This window comes from Mycobacterium sp. 1245852.3 (assembly GCF_001669335.1).
GTDB lineage: Bacteria > Actinomycetota > Actinomycetes > Mycobacteriales > Mycobacteriaceae > Mycobacterium > Mycobacterium europaeum_A.
Genome location: NZ_LZLL01000535.1, coordinates 13,145 through 28,809, shown reverse-complemented (window position 1 = coordinate 28,809; position 15,665 = coordinate 13,145). Strand labels below are relative to the sequence as shown.

At 66.6% G+C, this 15,665-nt stretch carries 12 protein-coding genes; 7 read left to right on the top strand and 5 right to left on the bottom strand.

Going from position 1 to position 15,665, the window contains the following annotated elements; genetic code table 11:
- The first annotated feature begins 68 nt into the window (after window positions 1–68).
- The 4 genes from A9W96_RS24505 to A9W96_RS24490 are packed head-to-tail and all read left to right on the top strand — an operon-like array spanning window position 69 to window position 4,066.
- On the top strand, window positions 69–1,340 hold the full coding sequence (locus A9W96_RS24505) for a sulfotransferase (protein ID WP_066868784.1): 1,272 nt from the start codon (window positions 69–71) through the stop codon (window positions 1,338–1,340).
- Between the two features lie 15 nt (window positions 1,341–1,355).
- Window positions 1,356–2,594 carry an MBL fold metallo-hydrolase gene (locus A9W96_RS24500; RefSeq protein ID WP_067143770.1) on the top strand — a complete coding sequence of 413 codons (1,239 nt, stop codon included), beginning with the start codon at window positions 1,356–1,358 and terminating at the stop codon, window positions 2,592–2,594.
- Window positions 2,591–3,082: a VOC family protein gene (locus A9W96_RS24495; RefSeq protein ID WP_067143768.1), complete on the top strand. Its 492-nt coding sequence runs from the start codon at window positions 2,591–2,593 to the stop codon at window positions 3,080–3,082. Before A9W96_RS24500 ends, A9W96_RS24495 begins: the two co-directional genes overlap by 4 nt.
- 12 nt (window positions 3,083–3,094) lie before the next feature.
- Window positions 3,095–4,066: an LLM class flavin-dependent oxidoreductase gene (locus A9W96_RS24490; protein WP_067020218.1), complete on the top strand. Its 972-nt coding sequence runs from the start codon at window positions 3,095–3,097 to the stop codon at window positions 4,064–4,066.
- Between the two features lie 361 nt (window positions 4,067–4,427).
- Here A9W96_RS24490 and A9W96_RS24485 read toward each other — a convergent pair whose 3' ends face one another.
- Entirely contained in the window at window positions 4,428–5,078 is a 651-nt protein-coding gene (locus A9W96_RS24485; RefSeq protein WP_067143766.1) for a GntR family transcriptional regulator, read from the bottom strand.
- A gap of 67 nt (window positions 5,079–5,145) precedes the next feature.
- Between A9W96_RS24485 and A9W96_RS24480 the strand changes: the two genes are divergently transcribed.
- The 3 genes from A9W96_RS24480 to A9W96_RS24470 are packed head-to-tail and all read left to right on the top strand — an operon-like array spanning window position 5,146 to window position 8,621.
- Window positions 5,146–6,510: an LLM class flavin-dependent oxidoreductase gene (locus tag A9W96_RS24480; protein WP_067143764.1), complete on the top strand. Its 1,365-nt coding sequence runs from the start codon at window positions 5,146–5,148 to the stop codon at window positions 6,508–6,510.
- Window positions 6,503–7,687 carry a CaiB/BaiF CoA-transferase family protein gene (locus A9W96_RS24475; protein WP_067143825.1) on the top strand — a complete coding sequence of 395 codons (1,185 nt, stop codon included), beginning with the start codon at window positions 6,503–6,505 and terminating at the stop codon, window positions 7,685–7,687. Before A9W96_RS24480 ends, A9W96_RS24475 begins: the two co-directional genes overlap by 8 nt.
- A 16-nt stretch (window positions 7,688–7,703) precedes the next feature.
- Entirely contained in the window at window positions 7,704–8,621 is a 918-nt protein-coding gene (locus tag A9W96_RS24470; RefSeq protein WP_067143762.1) for a CoA ester lyase, read from the top strand.
- Here A9W96_RS24470 and A9W96_RS24465 read toward each other — a convergent pair.
- Genes A9W96_RS24465 through prpD form a run of 4 tightly spaced genes read right to left on the bottom strand, consistent with a single transcriptional unit; the run spans window position 8,618 to window position 15,568 of the window.
- Window positions 8,618–12,001: a pyruvate carboxylase gene (locus tag A9W96_RS24465; protein ID WP_067143760.1), complete on the bottom strand. Its 3,384-nt coding sequence runs from the start codon at window positions 11,999–12,001 to the stop codon at window positions 8,618–8,620. The genes A9W96_RS24470 and A9W96_RS24465 overlap by 4 nt on opposite strands.
- A 5-nt stretch (window positions 12,002–12,006) precedes the next feature.
- Complete coding sequence (locus A9W96_RS24460) at window positions 12,007–13,134, bottom strand: bifunctional 2-methylcitrate synthase/citrate synthase (protein ID WP_067143758.1); 1,128 nt, start codon at window positions 13,132–13,134, stop codon at window positions 12,007–12,009.
- Between the two features lie 26 nt (window positions 13,135–13,160).
- A complete protein-coding gene (prpB, locus tag A9W96_RS24455) occupies window positions 13,161–14,063 on the bottom strand; it encodes a methylisocitrate lyase (RefSeq protein WP_067143756.1) in 903 nt (300 codons plus the stop codon).
- The gene (gene prpD / locus A9W96_RS24450) at window positions 14,063–15,568 is read right to left on the bottom strand and encodes a 2-methylcitrate dehydratase PrpD (RefSeq protein ID WP_067143754.1); all 1,506 of its coding nucleotides are present in this window, start codon (window positions 15,566–15,568) and stop codon (window positions 14,063–14,065) included. Before prpD ends, prpB begins: the two co-directional genes overlap by 1 nt.
- Window positions 15,569–15,665: the final 97 nt, after the last annotated feature.

Genomic DNA, 15,665 nt, shown 5'->3' with positions numbered 1-15,665 from the left:
CGGCGGATCTGCGCCGCGGCTAGCGTCTGTGTCGTCTTTCTCACCTGATGCGTCGGAGAGGGGTTGCGGTGGGTTCCGCGGTTGACGACATCGACTTCGACGACCTGACGGCGCCCCGACTGACCGACGTGCAGCGCCAGATCCTGGAATTCACCGAAGCCAAGCCCGTCGATCTGGACATCGATCGGATGCTCGCCGAGGCCATCGAGCAGACCGGCCTGCCGGCCGGAACCGCCGACCTCGACGACACCGACGGGTTCGCCGACCGGCTGCGGGCGCACGTCGGGGCCATCGAAGCCGACGACGCGCTGCGCCAGCTCACCCGCGGATCGCTGCGCCAACGTGTCGTGCGCCTGCTCCGCAACCGGCTATCGCTCACCGAACTCATCCGGCGCTATCCCGAAATAGAATCTATCCCGATCGAAAAACCGTTCATCGTCGTCGGGATGCCGCGTTCGGGCACCACACATCTGGTGAATCTCATTGCCTCCGACCCGCGCCGGCGCGCGCTGCCGTATTGGGAGAGCCAGGATCCCATTCCCGCGCTGGGGCAGGGCCCCGACATCTTCGGCGTCGATCCCCGCTATGCCCGCGCGAAAGCGGAACATGATGCGCTGATGGCGAGTGCACCCGTGGTAGCCGCGATGCATGACCGCTTTCCCGAGGCGATCGAGGAGGAAGTGGAGCTTCTCGACCTCGACATGGCCTCGTACGTGCTGGAATGGCATGCGCGCGTGCCCGATTGGCGCGACTATTACTTGCGCCTCGACCAAACTCGGCACTACGCGTACATGAAGAAGGTGCTGCAGACGCTGACCTTCCTGCGCGGTCCACGGACATGGGTGCTCAAGAGTCCGCAGCACTGCGAGCAGCTCGGCCCGTTGATGGCGACGTTTCCCGACGCGACGGTAGCCTTCACGCACCGCGACCCCGCCGCGGTGATCCAGTCGGCGATCACCATGATGGCGTACTCGGATCGGTTGCGCCGCAGCAGCATTGACCCGCAGTGGCTGCTGGACTATTGGACTGACCGCGTGTATCGACTCCTCAGCGCATGCGTGCGCGACCGCCATCTGGTGGCGCCCGAACGCAGCATCGACATCAACTTCCACCAGCTGGGCGGCAACGAGACGCCGGTGCTCGAAAAGCTGTATCAGCGCGCCGGCGTGGAGCTGCCGCCCAAGGTACGCGAACGGTTCCAGCGCTACCTGGACGGTAATCCACGGGGAAAACACGGCCGCATCCACTATGAACTGCAGCGGCACTTCGGCACCTCCGCCGACGAACTGCGCAGCCGTTTCGGCTTCTACCTCGATAAGTTCGACGTCCGTCCCGAATAAAAGGAGTCACCAGCGATGTCCGAACCGGTCTATCGGAGCCGGCCGGGCGCCGACGCGATGCGCCCGGCGTCCGCCGAGAGGGCCGAGGAGATCGCCCCGGGCCTGTGGTGTTCGCCGGGCCTGTCCAACTCGTATCTGCTCACCACGACCGAGGGTCGGGTGGTCATCAACACCGGGATGGGCTTCGAGGGGCCGGTGCATCGCGCCAACTTCGACGCCGTCGACCCGTCGCCGGTGCGCTACATCATCTTCACGCAGGGCCACGTCGATCACGTCGGCGGCCTGGACAGCGTGCGTGATCCCGACACGATCGTTGTCGCGCAGGCGAACTGGAAGAGCTGGCGCGACGACAACGACCGGCTGATCCCCTATCGGGCCAGCCGCAGCGCTTTCGCATTCAAAGACACGTTGGCCACCGGCATTCAGGCCATCCAACGGCGCCTGGGGACGTCGCGGCTGGCGGGCCAGAGCGTGCCGGTGGTCGACATCGATTTCGAAGACACCCTGCGCCTGGAAATCGGCGGCCGGCGAATGGAACTGATTTCGGTGCCCGGTGGAGAGACCACCGACTCCCTCGTGGTATGGCTGCCCAACGAGCGGATCTGCCTGTGTGGAAACACCTTTGGTCCGCTGATCGGGCACATTCCCAACCTGGTCACCATGCGCGGCGATCGGTATCGGGACGCGTTGACGGCGATCGCGTCGGTGGACAGGGTGCGGGACCTGCAGGCCGACCTGCTGGTGACCGGGCACTTCGAGCCCGTCAAGGGCGCCGAGCGCATCGACCGAGAGCTCACGAGGCTGCGAAACGCCATCCAGTACATCCACGACCAAACCGTTGACGGGATGAACGCCGGCAAGGATGTTCGCACGTTGATGCGCGAAATCACGCTTCCCGCGGAATACGAAGTGGGACAGGGCTACGGCAAAGTCGCCTGGGACGTGCGGGCAGTCTGGGAGAACTACTCCGGCTGGTTCCACCACGAATCGACCACCGAGCTTTACCCCGTCGGGTTCGATTCCGTCGCCGCCGACGTGGTCGAACTGGCCGGCGCCGATGCGCTGCTGGAGCGTGCCCGGGCTCATTTGGCAGCCGATCGCGCGCTGCAGGCCATCCACCTGGCCGAGATTGTTCCGGGGGACCATCCGGGGGCTCGCGCCGTGTTGCGCGACGCCCATGAAAAACTTCTCGCCAGCAGCACGAACTTCTGGGAGAGTGCCTGGCTGCGCAACCAGATAGCGAGGAACACATGACGGCATTCGCGTTACGGCCCGAGGACTTCTACCACACCGGCATCATCGTGCCCGACCTCGACGCGGCGATGGCAAGGCTGAGCGCGCTGGCCGGTTACCGGTGGATCACCCCGGTGAGCTACACCTTGCCCTTTCGCACGGCCGGCGGAACCCAAGAGATCACTTCGACTTTCGTCTATTCGCTGCAGGCGCCGCACGTCGAACTGATCAAGGAGGTACCCGGGACGGCCTGGACGGCGGCACCCGGCAACGCGATCCACCACCTCGGCTACTGGACCGACAACCTGGCCGAGAGTGCAAAGATGCTGGAAGACAACGGCTTCAGCTTCGAAGCCACCGCCGACACCGCGGACCCGTCTTCGAACGGCGATCTGGCGCTTTTCGCCTACTACGTCGACGACGCGGGAACCCGAATCGAGATCGTCGACCGCGCGCTGTTCCCGGACTTTCCGGGTTTCCTGCAGGCGGCGGCCGGCCCGAAAGCGTAGCGAGGCGGGCAGATGCTGTTGACGGTGCTGCGCTTCAATTTCGCCTCCCCGCAAGGCGATCCACGCACGCAGGGCAAGCTCCTATCCGCGGCGCTCGAGCTGGGACAGTGGGGAGAGTCCCACGGCATCACGTCCGTCAGCGTCGACGAGCATCACGCGACCGGACACGGGTGGAGCTGCAATCCGATCATGGCCGCGGCGATGTTTTTGGCCCGGACCTCGAAGCTGATCGCGAGCGTCGATTGCGCGTTGGGACCATTGTGGAATCCGGTGCGACTTGCCGAGGACATCGCCCTCGTGGACAACATGAGCCGCGGACGTCTGCACACAACGGTGGGCCTGGGCTACCGGACGGTCGAATATGACGCTCTCGGAGCCGATTTCAGCCGGCGCGGTGCACTGATGGATGCCCTGCTGGAACGAATGCTCGCCGTGTGGTCGGGTACTGATCCGGAACACGGAATCTGCACCGGCACTTGGTCGCGGCCGCATCCCCCGCTGTACGTCGGGGGTGGCGCACGTGCCACGGCGCGGCGCGCGGCCCGGTTCCGGCTGCCGCTCAGTTTGGCGGACCACCTGCCCGATATCGCCGACTATTACCGCGAGCTGTGTGCGGAGGCGGGCATGTCGCCGTTCATCCTCATGCCGGGGCCGGTCAACCGCGGAATGATCTACCTGCACGAGGACCCCGACCAGGCGTGGGCGGAGCTGGGACAGCATATCCTTTGGGAGGCAGTGACTTACGGCCGGTGGTCCACCGACCAGCGTTCGCTCATGCACCTGCCCGGTGTTCAAACGCTGGACCAGGTCAGGGCGTCGGGACGATACCGCTTCCTCACCCCGGAGCAGCTGATCACGGAGGTGCGCGATGCCGACAACTATGGGCCCCTCGTGATGCACCCACTGGTCGGCGGCATGCCGGTCGACGAAGCGTGGAAGTCGGTCCAGTTGCTCACGGACCAGGTCTTGCCCGCACTCAGCTGACCGCCTCGAATCGTCAACGCGCGATTGCAAAACCGGAATGCGGGTATGTGAGCTCGAAGCCATGCTCACAGACGAAAAGGGGAGATCCGTTGAGATCTGAGGCGATGATGACGATGACCCTGCTAGGTGGTACCGCCCTGGTGGCGCTGGCGGTCGGTTGTGGTGCGGGCGCGAGTGCAGCGGCAACTCTTCCCGAGGCGCCGCCGACGCCGACATCGTCCAGTCCGGCTCCACCTGCGCCCGCTCCGCAGCAAGTGCCCTACGGCGGCAGCGGCGAAAGCCCCCCGGCGGGCGGGGGTGGTGCCGCGGGTGGCGCAGGCGGAGGAGCCGGCGGCGGCTGACAGTTGACCGGCGCCCGCGGTTAACCGTCGCGGCGCTGCTCCAGCCAGTCGGCCAGCGAGCGACCCGCGTCCAGGACATGTCGTTCGGCAATGGCGCGCGCCCGCTCGGCGTCTTTGTCGCCGAGCGCGTCCAATAGCTCCTGGTGCTCGTCGAGTGAGTGCTTCTCGTGCTCGGGGAACAGGGTGAGGAAATTGCTCGGCACCACCCGGGCGGCCTGTTTGATCTGGTTCATCAGCCGGGGCGAGTGCGCGGCGCGGTGGATCATCTGATGGAAATGCCAGTTCGCCTCGCCGATGCTGTCGTCACCGGATCGAGCGACGACGTCGGCCGCGAGTTCGCGCAGTGTCTCAAGCTCCGGTCGCTCGATCCGTGCGGCCGCCCACGCCGCGGCCTGCCCGGTCAGCACACCGAGGATGGTGAAGCTGTCCAGGACGTCGTCCGGGCTGATGCCGAGCACGGTCACGCCGCTGCGTGGGGCGACCTGGACCAGGCCCTCGAAGGACAGCTCCAGCAGCGCCTCTCGCACGGGGGTGCGGCTGGTCGCGAATTCCGCCGTGATCGCATCGAGGTCGACCCGCGCCCCGGCGGGCAGTGCGCCGGTGAGAATCCGGTCGCGTAGCTCGCGCGCGGCGCGCTCACGGACGGTTCCGGAAATATCGATCCTCGCCACCTGCGCACAATACCAAACGGCAGATCTAGCGTTTGATATCTGAAATATCAGATGTTACGTTTCAAAAATGCGCACCGACAAGATGGCCCTCGTCGCCTTCATGCAGGCCGGCAGCACTTCCGTCTACGCGGGCTCCTGGCGGCATCCCGCAACCGAGCACCGATACCTGGACGCCTCCTACTACGCCAAGATCGGCCGCCAGCTCGAAGAGGGCTGCTTCGACCTGATGTTCTTCGACGACCGTCTGGCGATGCCCGGCGTCTACGGCGGCTCGGTGGGCGAGGCCGTCCAGTACGGCGCCCGCCCGGTCAAGCTGGACCTCAGCGTGATCCTCGGCGTACTCGCACAGGCCACCTCCAGGATCGGGCTGGGCGCCACCTACTCGACGACCTACTACCAGCCGTTCCACGTCGCGAGAACGTTCGCCTCGCTGGATCACCTGTCGGGTGGCCGCGCCGCGTGGAACGTGGTCACCTCGGTCAACGACAGCGAGGCGCAGAACTTCGGCGTCGAGGCCCACCTCGGCCACGACGAACGTTACGACCGGGCCGACGAATTCATGGACGTGGTAACCGGGCTGTGGGACACCTGGGAGGACGGCGCCGTTCTGCACGACCGGGTGTCGGGGCAGTACGCGGATCCCACCAAGGTGCACGAGTTGGGCCACGTCGGCCGATTCTTCTCCACGCGCGGGCCGTTGACGGTGCCGCGAACCCCGCAGGGCCGCCCGGTCATCATCCAGGCCGGTTCGTCGGGACGGGGACGCGAATTCGCCTCGCGGTGGGCGGAATTGATCTTCACCGGTGATCCCGGGATCGACGTGGCGCGCAGCCACTACACCGATCAGAAGGACCGCATCGCCGACGCCGGCCGCGATCCCGCCGCGGTTCGCATCTGCCCCATGGCATACGCTGTGGTCGGCGAGTCGGAAGCCCACGCCAAGGAGCGCGAAGCCATGTTCCTGGATGATCTGGTTCATCCGATGGCATCGCTGACGCTCTTGTCGGAATTGATGAATTACGACTTCGCCCAACACGATCTCGACGATCCGGTCACCGACGAACTGCTGGCCTCCGTCTCCGGAATCCGCGGTCTGGTGCAGAACCTGCGCACCCATATCGGCGGGGAAGCGGTCACGCTGCGCGACCTCGCCAACCATCGCGCCACCCTGCTGCAGGGCCCCCGTTTCGTGGGCACCGGCCCCCAGGTCGCCGATCAGATGGCGGACTGGTTTCAAACCGGAGCCTGCGACGGATTCGTGCTGGCCGCAACGCATCTGCCCGGGGCGTTCGAAGACGTTGTGCGCATGGTGGTTCCGGAGCTGCAGCGCCGGGGGCTGTTCCGCACCGAGTACGAGGCGTCGACGTTGCGGGAACACCTTGGGCTGCAGCGCCCTTCGTGCGCGCGGGTGGCTGCCGGTGCCAATGCTTGACGGGCTGCGGGTACTCGACCTCGCCACCCTGGCTGCCGCCCCCCTGGTGGCGACCTACCTGGGCGAGTTCGGCGCCGACGTGATCAAGGTGGAACAACCCGGGCACGGCGACCCGATCCGCGGCTGGGGCAATCAGCGCGACGGAGTCGGGTTGATGTGGAAGTCGATTTCGCGCAACAAGCGTTCGATCACACTGGACTTGCGCTGCGCCGAGGGCCAGGCGTTGGTGCGCCGTCTGGTGGCGCGCGCCGACGTCGCCATCTTCAACACCCGCCCCCAGACATTGCGCAAGTGGGGGCTGGACTATGAGAGCCTGCGTGCGGTCAACGACCGGATCGTGATGCTGCACATCACCGGTTACGGATTGAGCGGGCCGAAGAGTGAGCGCCCGGGGTTCGGCACGCTCGGTGAGGCGATGAGCGGATTCGCGCATATCACCGGCCAGGCCGGCGGGCCTCCCACCCTGCCGCCGTTCATGCTGGCCGACGGTGTCGCCTCGTTGAACGCGGCCTACGCGGTGCTGATGGCGCTCTATCACCGTGACGTGCACGGCGGGCCCGGGCAGTTGATCGACGTCAACCTCATCGATCCGCTGGCCCGGCTGCTGGAGCAGACGCTGCTGGGCTACGACCAGTTGGGTCTGGTGCCCGAGCGATCGGGCAACAGATGGGATATCTCCGCGCCGCGCAACACCTATCGCACCGCCGACGACAAGTGGCTGGCAATGTCGGGCAGTTCACCGGCGTTGGCCCTGCGGGTGTTCCGGGCGATCGGCCGCAACGACCTGCTGGCCGACGCGGACTTCTCCGACCCGCAGCGACGGCTGGCCCGGGCCCGGGAGGTCGACGCGGTGGTGGCCGATTGGGTTGCCACAAAGACTCTTTCGGAAGCGATGGCCATTTTCGACGCCCACGAGGTGGCCGCGGCCCCCGTCTATGACATCGGCGATCTAATCGCCGACGAGCAACTGGCGCATCGGGAGGTGTTCATCACCGTCGAGGACGCCCAGCTGGGAGCCATGAAGGTGCAGGCACCCGTTCCGCGGTTCTCCTCGGCGTCCGGCACGGTCGAGCATCTCGGACCTCGCCTCGGCGAACACAACGCCGAGGTCTATGGCGAACTACTCGGGCTGACCGCCAACGACATTGACGACCTGCACGCCCGCGGCGTGCTGTGACAGAAGGACCTCACTGGTGACCGATCTGCTCCGTCGTTCCGAACTCGCGGTACCCGCGAGCAACGACAACATGTTCGAGAAGGGCGCCCGTTGCGGCGCCGACCTGGTGTTCCTCGATCTCGAAGACGCGGTGCCCGTGGCGTTCAAGGAGGAGTCGCGCGCCAAGGCGATCGCCGCCCTCAACGACATCGACTGGGGCCACACCGCCCGTGCCATCCGGATCAACGGGCTGGACACCCCGTGGTGCCACGACGACGTCGTCGAGGTGGTGACCAAGGCCGGCCAGAACCTGGACACGATCATCATTCCGAAAGCCCGCAGGGCCCGCGATGTGTGGTGGGTGGACGTGCTGCTCACTCAGCTGGAGGCCAAATTCGGCCTGAGCAACCGCATTCGGCTCGAGGTCCTCATCGAAGAGGTCGAAGGCCTGGCCAACGCCGAAGAGATCGCGGCGGCCAGCCCTCGGCTGGATGCCTTGATCTTCGGCGTGGGTGACTTCTCGCTGTCGCAGGGCGCCCGGGTGGACACCAACTTCGTCCCACTCGGCGAATATCCCGGCGAATTCTGGGCTTACGCGCGCAACAAGGTGATCGTGGCCGCCCGCATCGCCGGCATCGACGCGATCGACGCGCCGTATCCCGACTACCGGGACCTGTCGGGCTACGAACGCGACGCGCGGCGCGCGTCGCTGCTCGGCTACACCGGCAAGTGGGCCATCCATCCCGACCAGGTTCCCGTCGCCAACGAGGTCTACGCCCCGACCGCCGACGAAATCGCCCGGGCCGAAGCCAATGTCGCCGCCTACCGGGCGGCCGAGGCCAAGGGCCGCGGTGCCGTCGGGGTGAACGGCGTGCTGGTCGACGCCGCCCACGTGAAGCAGGCGGAACAGACCCTGGCGCGCGCTGCCCTGATCAAGAGCAGCCTCCGGCGCTAGTCGATCACCACCAGAAGGTCGCCGCCCTCGACCTGTGCCGTTTGCGAGACCGCGATTCGCGCGACCTTGCCGGCCTTCGGCGTGGTGACGGCGGCTTCCATCTTCATCGCTTCGATCGTCGCGATCGTCTGGCCGGCTTCGACTTCCTCGCCGACGTCGGTGGTCACCGTCACGACCCCGGCAAAGGGAGCCGCGATGTGGTCCGGGTTGGCGCGGTCGGCCTTTTCGGCCGCCGGCACGTCGGAGGCGATGCTGCGATCGCGCACCACGACCGGGCGTAGCTGACCGTTGAGGATGCACATCACCGTGCGCATGCCACGTTCGTCGGCATCCGAGACGGCCTCTAGGCCGATCAACAGCTCCACACCGCGCTCCAGCTCGACGCGATGCTCGTCGCCGTGGCGTAATCCGTAGAAGAACTGGTTGGCGCTCAGCCGAGAGGTGTCCCCGTACTGTTCGCGATGGTCCTCGAGTTCTTTGGTGGGCCCGGGGAACAGCAGCCGGTTCAGCGCCGCCTGGCGGTCGGCGCCCGGGGTGGCCAACGCCTTTTCGTCGTCGGCCGACAGCTCCTGTTCCGGCTTCGCCGGGCCGCGTCCTTCTAATGCCTTGGTGCGCAACGGTTCGGGCCAGCCGCCGGGCGGGTCACCGAGTTCTCCGCGCAGGAAGCCGATGACGGAGTCGGGGATGTCATAGCGGGCGGGGTCCTCGGCGAAGTCCTGCGCGCTGACGCCGGCGCCCACCAGCGCCAGCGCCAGATCACCGACCACCTTGCTGGACGGAGTGACCTTGACGAGGTGCCCCAGGATGGCATCGGCTCCGGCGTAGGCGTTTTCGATGTCCTCGAACCGGTCACCGAGCCCCAGGGCGATGGCCTGCTGGCGCAGATTCGACAATTGACCACCGGGGATCTCGTGGTGATAGACGCGTCCCGTCGGCGCGGGGAGACCGGATTCGAAGGGGGCGTACACCTTTCGGAGCGCTTCCCAATACGGCTCCAGGTCACACACCGCGCCCAGTGACAGCCCGGTGTCGTAGGCCGTGTTGGCTGCGGCGGCCACGATCGACGACAGCGCGGGCTGGCTGGTGGTACCCGCAAGCGGGGCCGCGGCGCCGTCGACGGCGTCGGCCCCGGCGTGCCAGGCCGCCACATAGGTCGCCAGCTGCCCACCCGGGGTGTCGTGGGTGTGAACGTGCACCGGCAGGTCGAATCGGGACTTGAGCGCCGAGACCAGGGTGGTCGCCGCGGGCGCGCGCAACAACCCGGCCATGTCCTTGATCGCCAGCACGTGCGCGCCCGCTTCGACGATCTGCTCGGCGAGCTTGAGGTAATAGTCCAGCGTGTAAAGCTTTTCGGCGGGATCGCTGAGATCGCCGGTATAGGACATCGCCACCTCGGCCACCGATGCCCCGGTTTCGCGCACGGCGTCGATGGCCGGCCGCATCGAGTCGACGTTGTTCAACGCGTCGAAGATCCGGAAGATGTCGATGCCCGTTGCCGTCGCTTCCTCGACGAACGCCGTCGTGACCGTCTCCGGATAAGGGGTGTACCCGACGGTGTTGCGTCCGCGCAGCAGCATCTGCAGGCAGATGTTCGGCAACGCCTCGCGCAGCGTTGCCAGCCGCTCCCAGGGGTCTTCCTTCAGGAACCGCAGCGCGACATCGTACGTGGCACCGCCCCAGCACTCGATCGACAACAACTGCGGTGTGGTCCGGGCGATGTAGGGCGCCACCTTGATCAGTCCGCTGGTGCGCACCCGCGTCGCCAGCAGGGACTGGTGGGCGTCGCGGAAGGTGGTATCCGTGACGCCGACACCGGGTGACTCCCGCAGCCACGCCGCGAATCGCTCCGGCCCGAGTTCGGTCAACCGCTGCTTGGAACCCGCCGGCGGATCCACCGACAGGTCGACGTCTGGCAGCTTGTCGTGCGGGTACACCGCGGACGGACGCTCGCCGTGGGGCTTGTTGACGGTGACGTCGGCCAGGTAACTCAGAATCTTGGTGCCGCGATCGGCGGAGCTGCGGGCGGTGAGCAGCTGCGGGCGCTCCTCGATGAAGGACGTGGTGATGCGACCGGACTGAAAGTCCGGATCGTCCAGAACCGCTTGCAGGAAGGGGATATTCGTCGAGACACCACGGATGCGGAACTCGGCGACCGCACGGCGCGCCCGACGCACCGCCGTGGCGAAGTCGCGGCCCCGGCAGGTCAGCTTGATCAGCATCGAGTCGAAGTGCGCGCTGATGTCGGCACCGAGCGTGGTGCCGCCGTCCAGCCGGATTCCCGCGCCACCCGGGGTGCGATAGGCGGTGATCCGGCCGGTGTCCGGCCGGAACCCGTTCGCCGGATCCTCCGTGGTGATCCGGCACTGCAAGGCCGCACCGTGCGGAACGATCGAATTCTGGCTCAAGCCAATGTGTTCCAGGCTCTGCCCGCCGGCGATCCGCAGCTGCGCCGACACCAGGTCGACGTCGGTGATCTCCTCGGTGACCGTGTGCTCCACCTGGATGCGCGGGTTCATCTCGATGAACACATGATTGCCGCGTTCGTCGAGCAGGAACTCCACGGTGCCGGCGCACGTATAGCCGATGCTCTGCGCGAAAGCCACCGCGTCCGCGCAGATCCGTTGGCGCAGTGCCGGATCCAGGTTGGGTGCCGGTGCGATCTCGACAACCTTCTGGTGGCGGCGCTGCACACTGCAGTCCCGCTCGTAGAGGTGAATGACGTTGCCCTGGCTATCGGCCAGGATCTGCACCTCGATATGGCGCGGATTGATCACCGCCTGCTCGAGAAACACCGACGCGTCCCCGAACGCGGATTCCGCCTCGCGGCTGGCGGCCTCGATCGCCTCGGGCAGCGACGCCGCGTCGGTGACCCGGCGCATCCCGCGCCCGCCGCCACCGGCGACGGCCTTGACGAACAGCGGGAACGTCATCGACTCGGCGGCGGCCACCAGCTCGTCCACCGATGTCGACGGTGGCGAGGAAGCGAGCACCGGAAGACCCGCCGCCCGCGCCGCCGCGATCGCCCGGGACTTGTTACCCGTGAGCTCGAGCACCTCCGCGCTCGGGCCGACGAAGGTGATGCCGGCCGCCGCGCATGCCGCCGCCAGATCGGGGTTCTCCGACAGGAAGCCGTAGCCGGGGTATATCGCGTCCGCCCCGCACGCCTGTGCCGTCGCGACGATGTCGTCGACGGACAGGTAGGCGCGGACCGGGTGGCCCTCCTCGCCGATCTGATAGGACTCGTCGGCCTTGAGCCGGTGCACGGAATTGCGGTCCTCATACGGGTACACCGCGACCGTGCCGATTTCCAGCTCATAGGCCGCGCGGAACGCGCGGATCGCGATCTCTCCGCGATTGGCGACCAGTACCTTCGCAAACACGGTCTTTACGATAGAGCCCGTTGCGGTGGTCCGACATACTCGCTGAGCGGACGGATCAACGCGTTGGACGCGGTCTGCTCGATGATGTGTGCCGTCCAGCCGGTGATCCGGCTCATCACGAAGATCGGCGTGAACATGCCGATGTCGAAGCCCATCAGGTAATAGGCAGGTCCGGTCGGGAAATCCAGGTTGGGTTTGATGCCGTTGGCCTCGGCCATGCCCTTCTCCAGGGCTTCGTAGATGTCGAGCCACTTCTGGCCGTCGCGCGCCGCGGCGACGCGCTTGAGTGCCTCCTTCATGGTCGGCACCCGCGAGTCACCGTTCTTGTACACCCGGTGACCGAATCCCATGATCTTGTCTTTGCCAGCCAGCTTGCCCCGCAGCCATTCCGCGGCCCGCTCGGGCGTGCCGATGTCGAGCATGTCGTGCATGACGGCCTCGTTGGCGCCGCCATGCAGCGGGCCCTTCAGTGCGCCGATGGCCGCCGTGACCGCGCTGTAGATGTCGGATTGGGTGGAGGTGACCACCCGGGCGGCGAAGGTCGATGCGTTGAAGCTGTGCTCGGCATACAGGACCATCGACTGCTCGAAGGCGTCCACCACGACCTGCTCGGGAACGTCACCGAAGCACATGTGCAGGAAATTCTGCGCATAGTTCATGTGGCTGTGCGGGGCGATGGGGTCCAGGCCGCGCCGGCGGCGCATGTCGGCGGCGACGATCGTGGGCAGCAGCGCGAACATCCGCAACGCCTTGCCGTAGTTGGCCGACGGGCTGCTGTCGTCCTCGTCCGGATCCTCGGCACCCAACGAGCTGATGAAGGTGCGCACCACGTCCATCGGATGGCAGGTCTCGGGCAATTTGGTCAACAGCGACAGCTGGGATCGGTTCAGCCGCCGGGCCGCTCGTTCGCGCTGACTGAACAGTGCAAGCTGTTGCTCGTCGGGAAGTTCGCCGTGCCACAGCAGGTAGGCAACTTGCTCGAAGCTGCAGTTCGCCGCCAGGTCCTGGACCGCGTACCCGCGGTAGGTCAGGGAGTTGGTCTCCGGCACCACCTTGGAGATGGCGGTGGTGTCGACGACGACACCGGCCAGGCCCTTGTAGATGCGGGGTTCGTTGTCTTCGACGGTGCTCATTGCACGGCTCCTCGAGGGGTGAAGTTTCAAATCGCGAAGTTGTAGATGTCGGAATCGAATCGGGTGTATTCGGCGTAGCGCAGCAGCTCATAGAGTCGGCCGCGATGTTGCATGCGGTCCAGAAGGCCCGATTGCGTTCCGCTGTCGGCGATTTCCCGCAGACCGAGCTCGACGGCGTACATGGCCAGCCGCAAGGTGGTGACCGGGTAGATCACCACGTTGTAGCCGATGTCGGACAGCTGCTGGGCGGTCAAGAGCTCCGACTTGCCGAATTCGGTCATGTTGGCCAGCAACGGCGTGTGCACGGCGGCGCGGAATCGTTCGAACTGCGCCGGCGTTTGCAGGGATTCGGCGAATATCAGGTCGGCGCCCGCGTCGGCGTAGGCCTTGGCGCGCTCGATCGCCGAGGCCACCCCTTCGACCCCGGCGGCATCGGTGCGGGCGCAGATGATGAAGTTCGGATCCCTGCGGGCTGCCACGGCGGCCCGCAGGCGTTGGACCATCTCGCCGGCCGGCACCACGGCCTTACCGTCGAGATGCCCGCAACGCTTGGGGTTTTGCTGGTCCTCCAGGTGACAGCCCGCCAGCCCGGCGTCCTCCAGGACCGTTACGGTGCGCGCGGCGCTCATCGGTTCACCGAACCCGGTGTCGGCGTCGATCAGGGTGGGCAAGTCGGTGACCGAGGCGATCTGCGCTCCGCGCCCGCTGACTTCGGTCAGGGTGGTCAGGCCGATGTCGGGCAGGCCGAGGTCGGCCGACAGCACCGCCCCGGAGACATACACCCCGTCGAAACCGAGCTCGGCGACGAGCTTGGCCACCAGCGGGGAGAAGGCGCCTGGGAAGCGTTGCAGCTCGCCACTTTCCAGCCCCGCGCGGAACGCAGCCCGCTTGGTCGCCGCGGGCACCGCCGCGCCGATCAGGCCGCCCATCAGAAGATCCCCGAGGGAATCGCGGGCCCCTGGGCGAGCACCGCCGGGGCGACGTCGATATTGAGCGCGCCCAGCGCACCCGGCTGCAGGTCCGAAAGGGACTGTGCCGCCGACAGGAAGCGCCGCTGCTCGGTTTCGCTGACCACCCCGTCGGCCAGCTCGCTGAACTTTCCGATGTACTGCTCACGCTCGAACGGTCTGGTCCCCAACGGATGCGCGTCGGCGACGGCGATCTCATCGACGATGACTTCACCGCTTTTGAGGGTGACCTCGGCGCGGGCGCCGAACGCCTGCTCCGCGGGATCGGAAGAGTGGTAGCGCCGGGTCCATTCGGGATCTTCGACCGTCGAGACCTTGCGCCACAGTTCGACGGTGTCGGGCCGGTGCGCCCGCTCTGGCGTGTAAGACCTTTCGTGGTGCCAGGTTCCGTCCTGCAAGGCGACCGCGAAGATGTACATCACGGAGTGGTCCAGCGTTTCTCGGGAGGCGTCCGGATCGAATTTCTGCGGGTCGCCGGATCCGGTGCCGATGACGTAATGGGTGTGATGGCTGGTGTGCAACTCGATCGTGGCGATCTGGTCGAGATCGCCGATGCCCTCGCGCATCCGGCGGGCCAGGTCGATCAGCGCCTGACTCTGATATTCGGCCGAGTGCTCCTTGGTGTAGCTGCCCAGAATGGCGCGCTTCGGCTCGCCGGGCTCGGGCAGCGGGACCCGATAGGTGTGCTCCGGACCCGAGAGCAGCCAGGCGATCACCCCGTCCTCGCCCTCCCAGATCGGTGCGGGCGCGCCCTCGCCGCGCATGGCGCGGTCGACGGCCTCGATGGCGACCTTGCCCGCCCAGGCGGGTGCGTACGCCTTCCAACTGGAGATCAGGCCCTTGCGGGACTGCCGGGTGGACGTGGTCAGGTGTAGCGCCTGTCCGATCGCGGAATAGATGGTCTCCTTGTCCAGCCGCAGCATGGTGCCCAGTCCTGCGGCCACCGATGGGCCGAGGTGAGCTACGTGGTCAATCTTGTGCTCGTGCAGGCAGATTCCCTTGGTCAGGTTGATTTGGATCTCGTAACCGGTTGCGATGCCGCGGATCAGGTCGGTTCCGCCGATCCCGAGGTGCTGCCCGACCGCCACCAGCGCCGGGATGTTGTCGCCCGGGTGGGAGTACTCGGCGGCCAGGAAGGTGTCGTGAAAGTCCAACTCGCGCACGGCGACCCCGTTGGCCCAGGCCGCCCATTCCGGGGAGTAGTCACCCTGGACACCGAACACCTTGGCTCCCCTGGCGGAGGTCGGGTGGGCCTGTGCCTGGGCGCGGGCCGCGGCGGTCGAGCGGCGGTTCACCGAGGCTGCCGAGACCGCCGCGTTGTCGATGATGCGGTTGATCACCATGGCCTCGGTGTCCGCGGGCACGGCGACCGGGTCGGCCGCGACCTCGGCGATCTTCCATGCCAGGTGCTCGTCGCGGGGGAAATCGTCGGCGCTGCGTCGGGTTCGAACGTCATGAATCCGCATAAGCCGCACAGTACGCAACGCTGGTCGCGCGGTAAATCCCCTGTAAAAGCGTAATCGTGTGTCCATAATCGCCGATTTTTGCGAATGTTGTGAAAGA

Excerpts from the sequence above, each read along its gene's own strand:
- A9W96_RS24460 (WP_067143758.1), bottom strand. The coding sequence starts at position 13,134 with ATGAGCACCGTCGAAGACAACGAACCCCGCATCTACAAGGGCCTGGCC.
- A9W96_RS24475 (WP_067143825.1), top strand. The coding sequence starts at position 6,503 with ATGCTTGACGGGCTGCGGGTACTCGACCTCGCCACCCTGGCTGCCGCC.
- A9W96_RS24495 (WP_067143768.1), top strand. The coding sequence starts at position 2,591 with ATGACGGCATTCGCGTTACGGCCCGAGGACTTCTACCACACCGGCATC.
- A9W96_RS24480 (WP_067143764.1), top strand. The coding sequence starts at position 5,146 with ATGCGCACCGACAAGATGGCCCTCGTCGCCTTCATGCAGGCCGGCAGC.
- prpD (WP_067143754.1), bottom strand. The coding sequence starts at position 15,568 with ATGCGGATTCATGACGTTCGAACCCGACGCAGCGCCGACGATTTCCCC.
- A9W96_RS24490 (WP_067020218.1), top strand. The coding sequence starts at position 3,095 with ATGCTGTTGACGGTGCTGCGCTTCAATTTCGCCTCCCCGCAAGGCGAT.
- A9W96_RS24500 (WP_067143770.1), top strand. The coding sequence starts at position 1,356 with ATGTCCGAACCGGTCTATCGGAGCCGGCCGGGCGCCGACGCGATGCGC.
- prpB (WP_067143756.1), bottom strand. The coding sequence starts at position 14,063 with ATGGGCGGCCTGATCGGCGCGGCGGTGCCCGCGGCGACCAAGCGGGCT.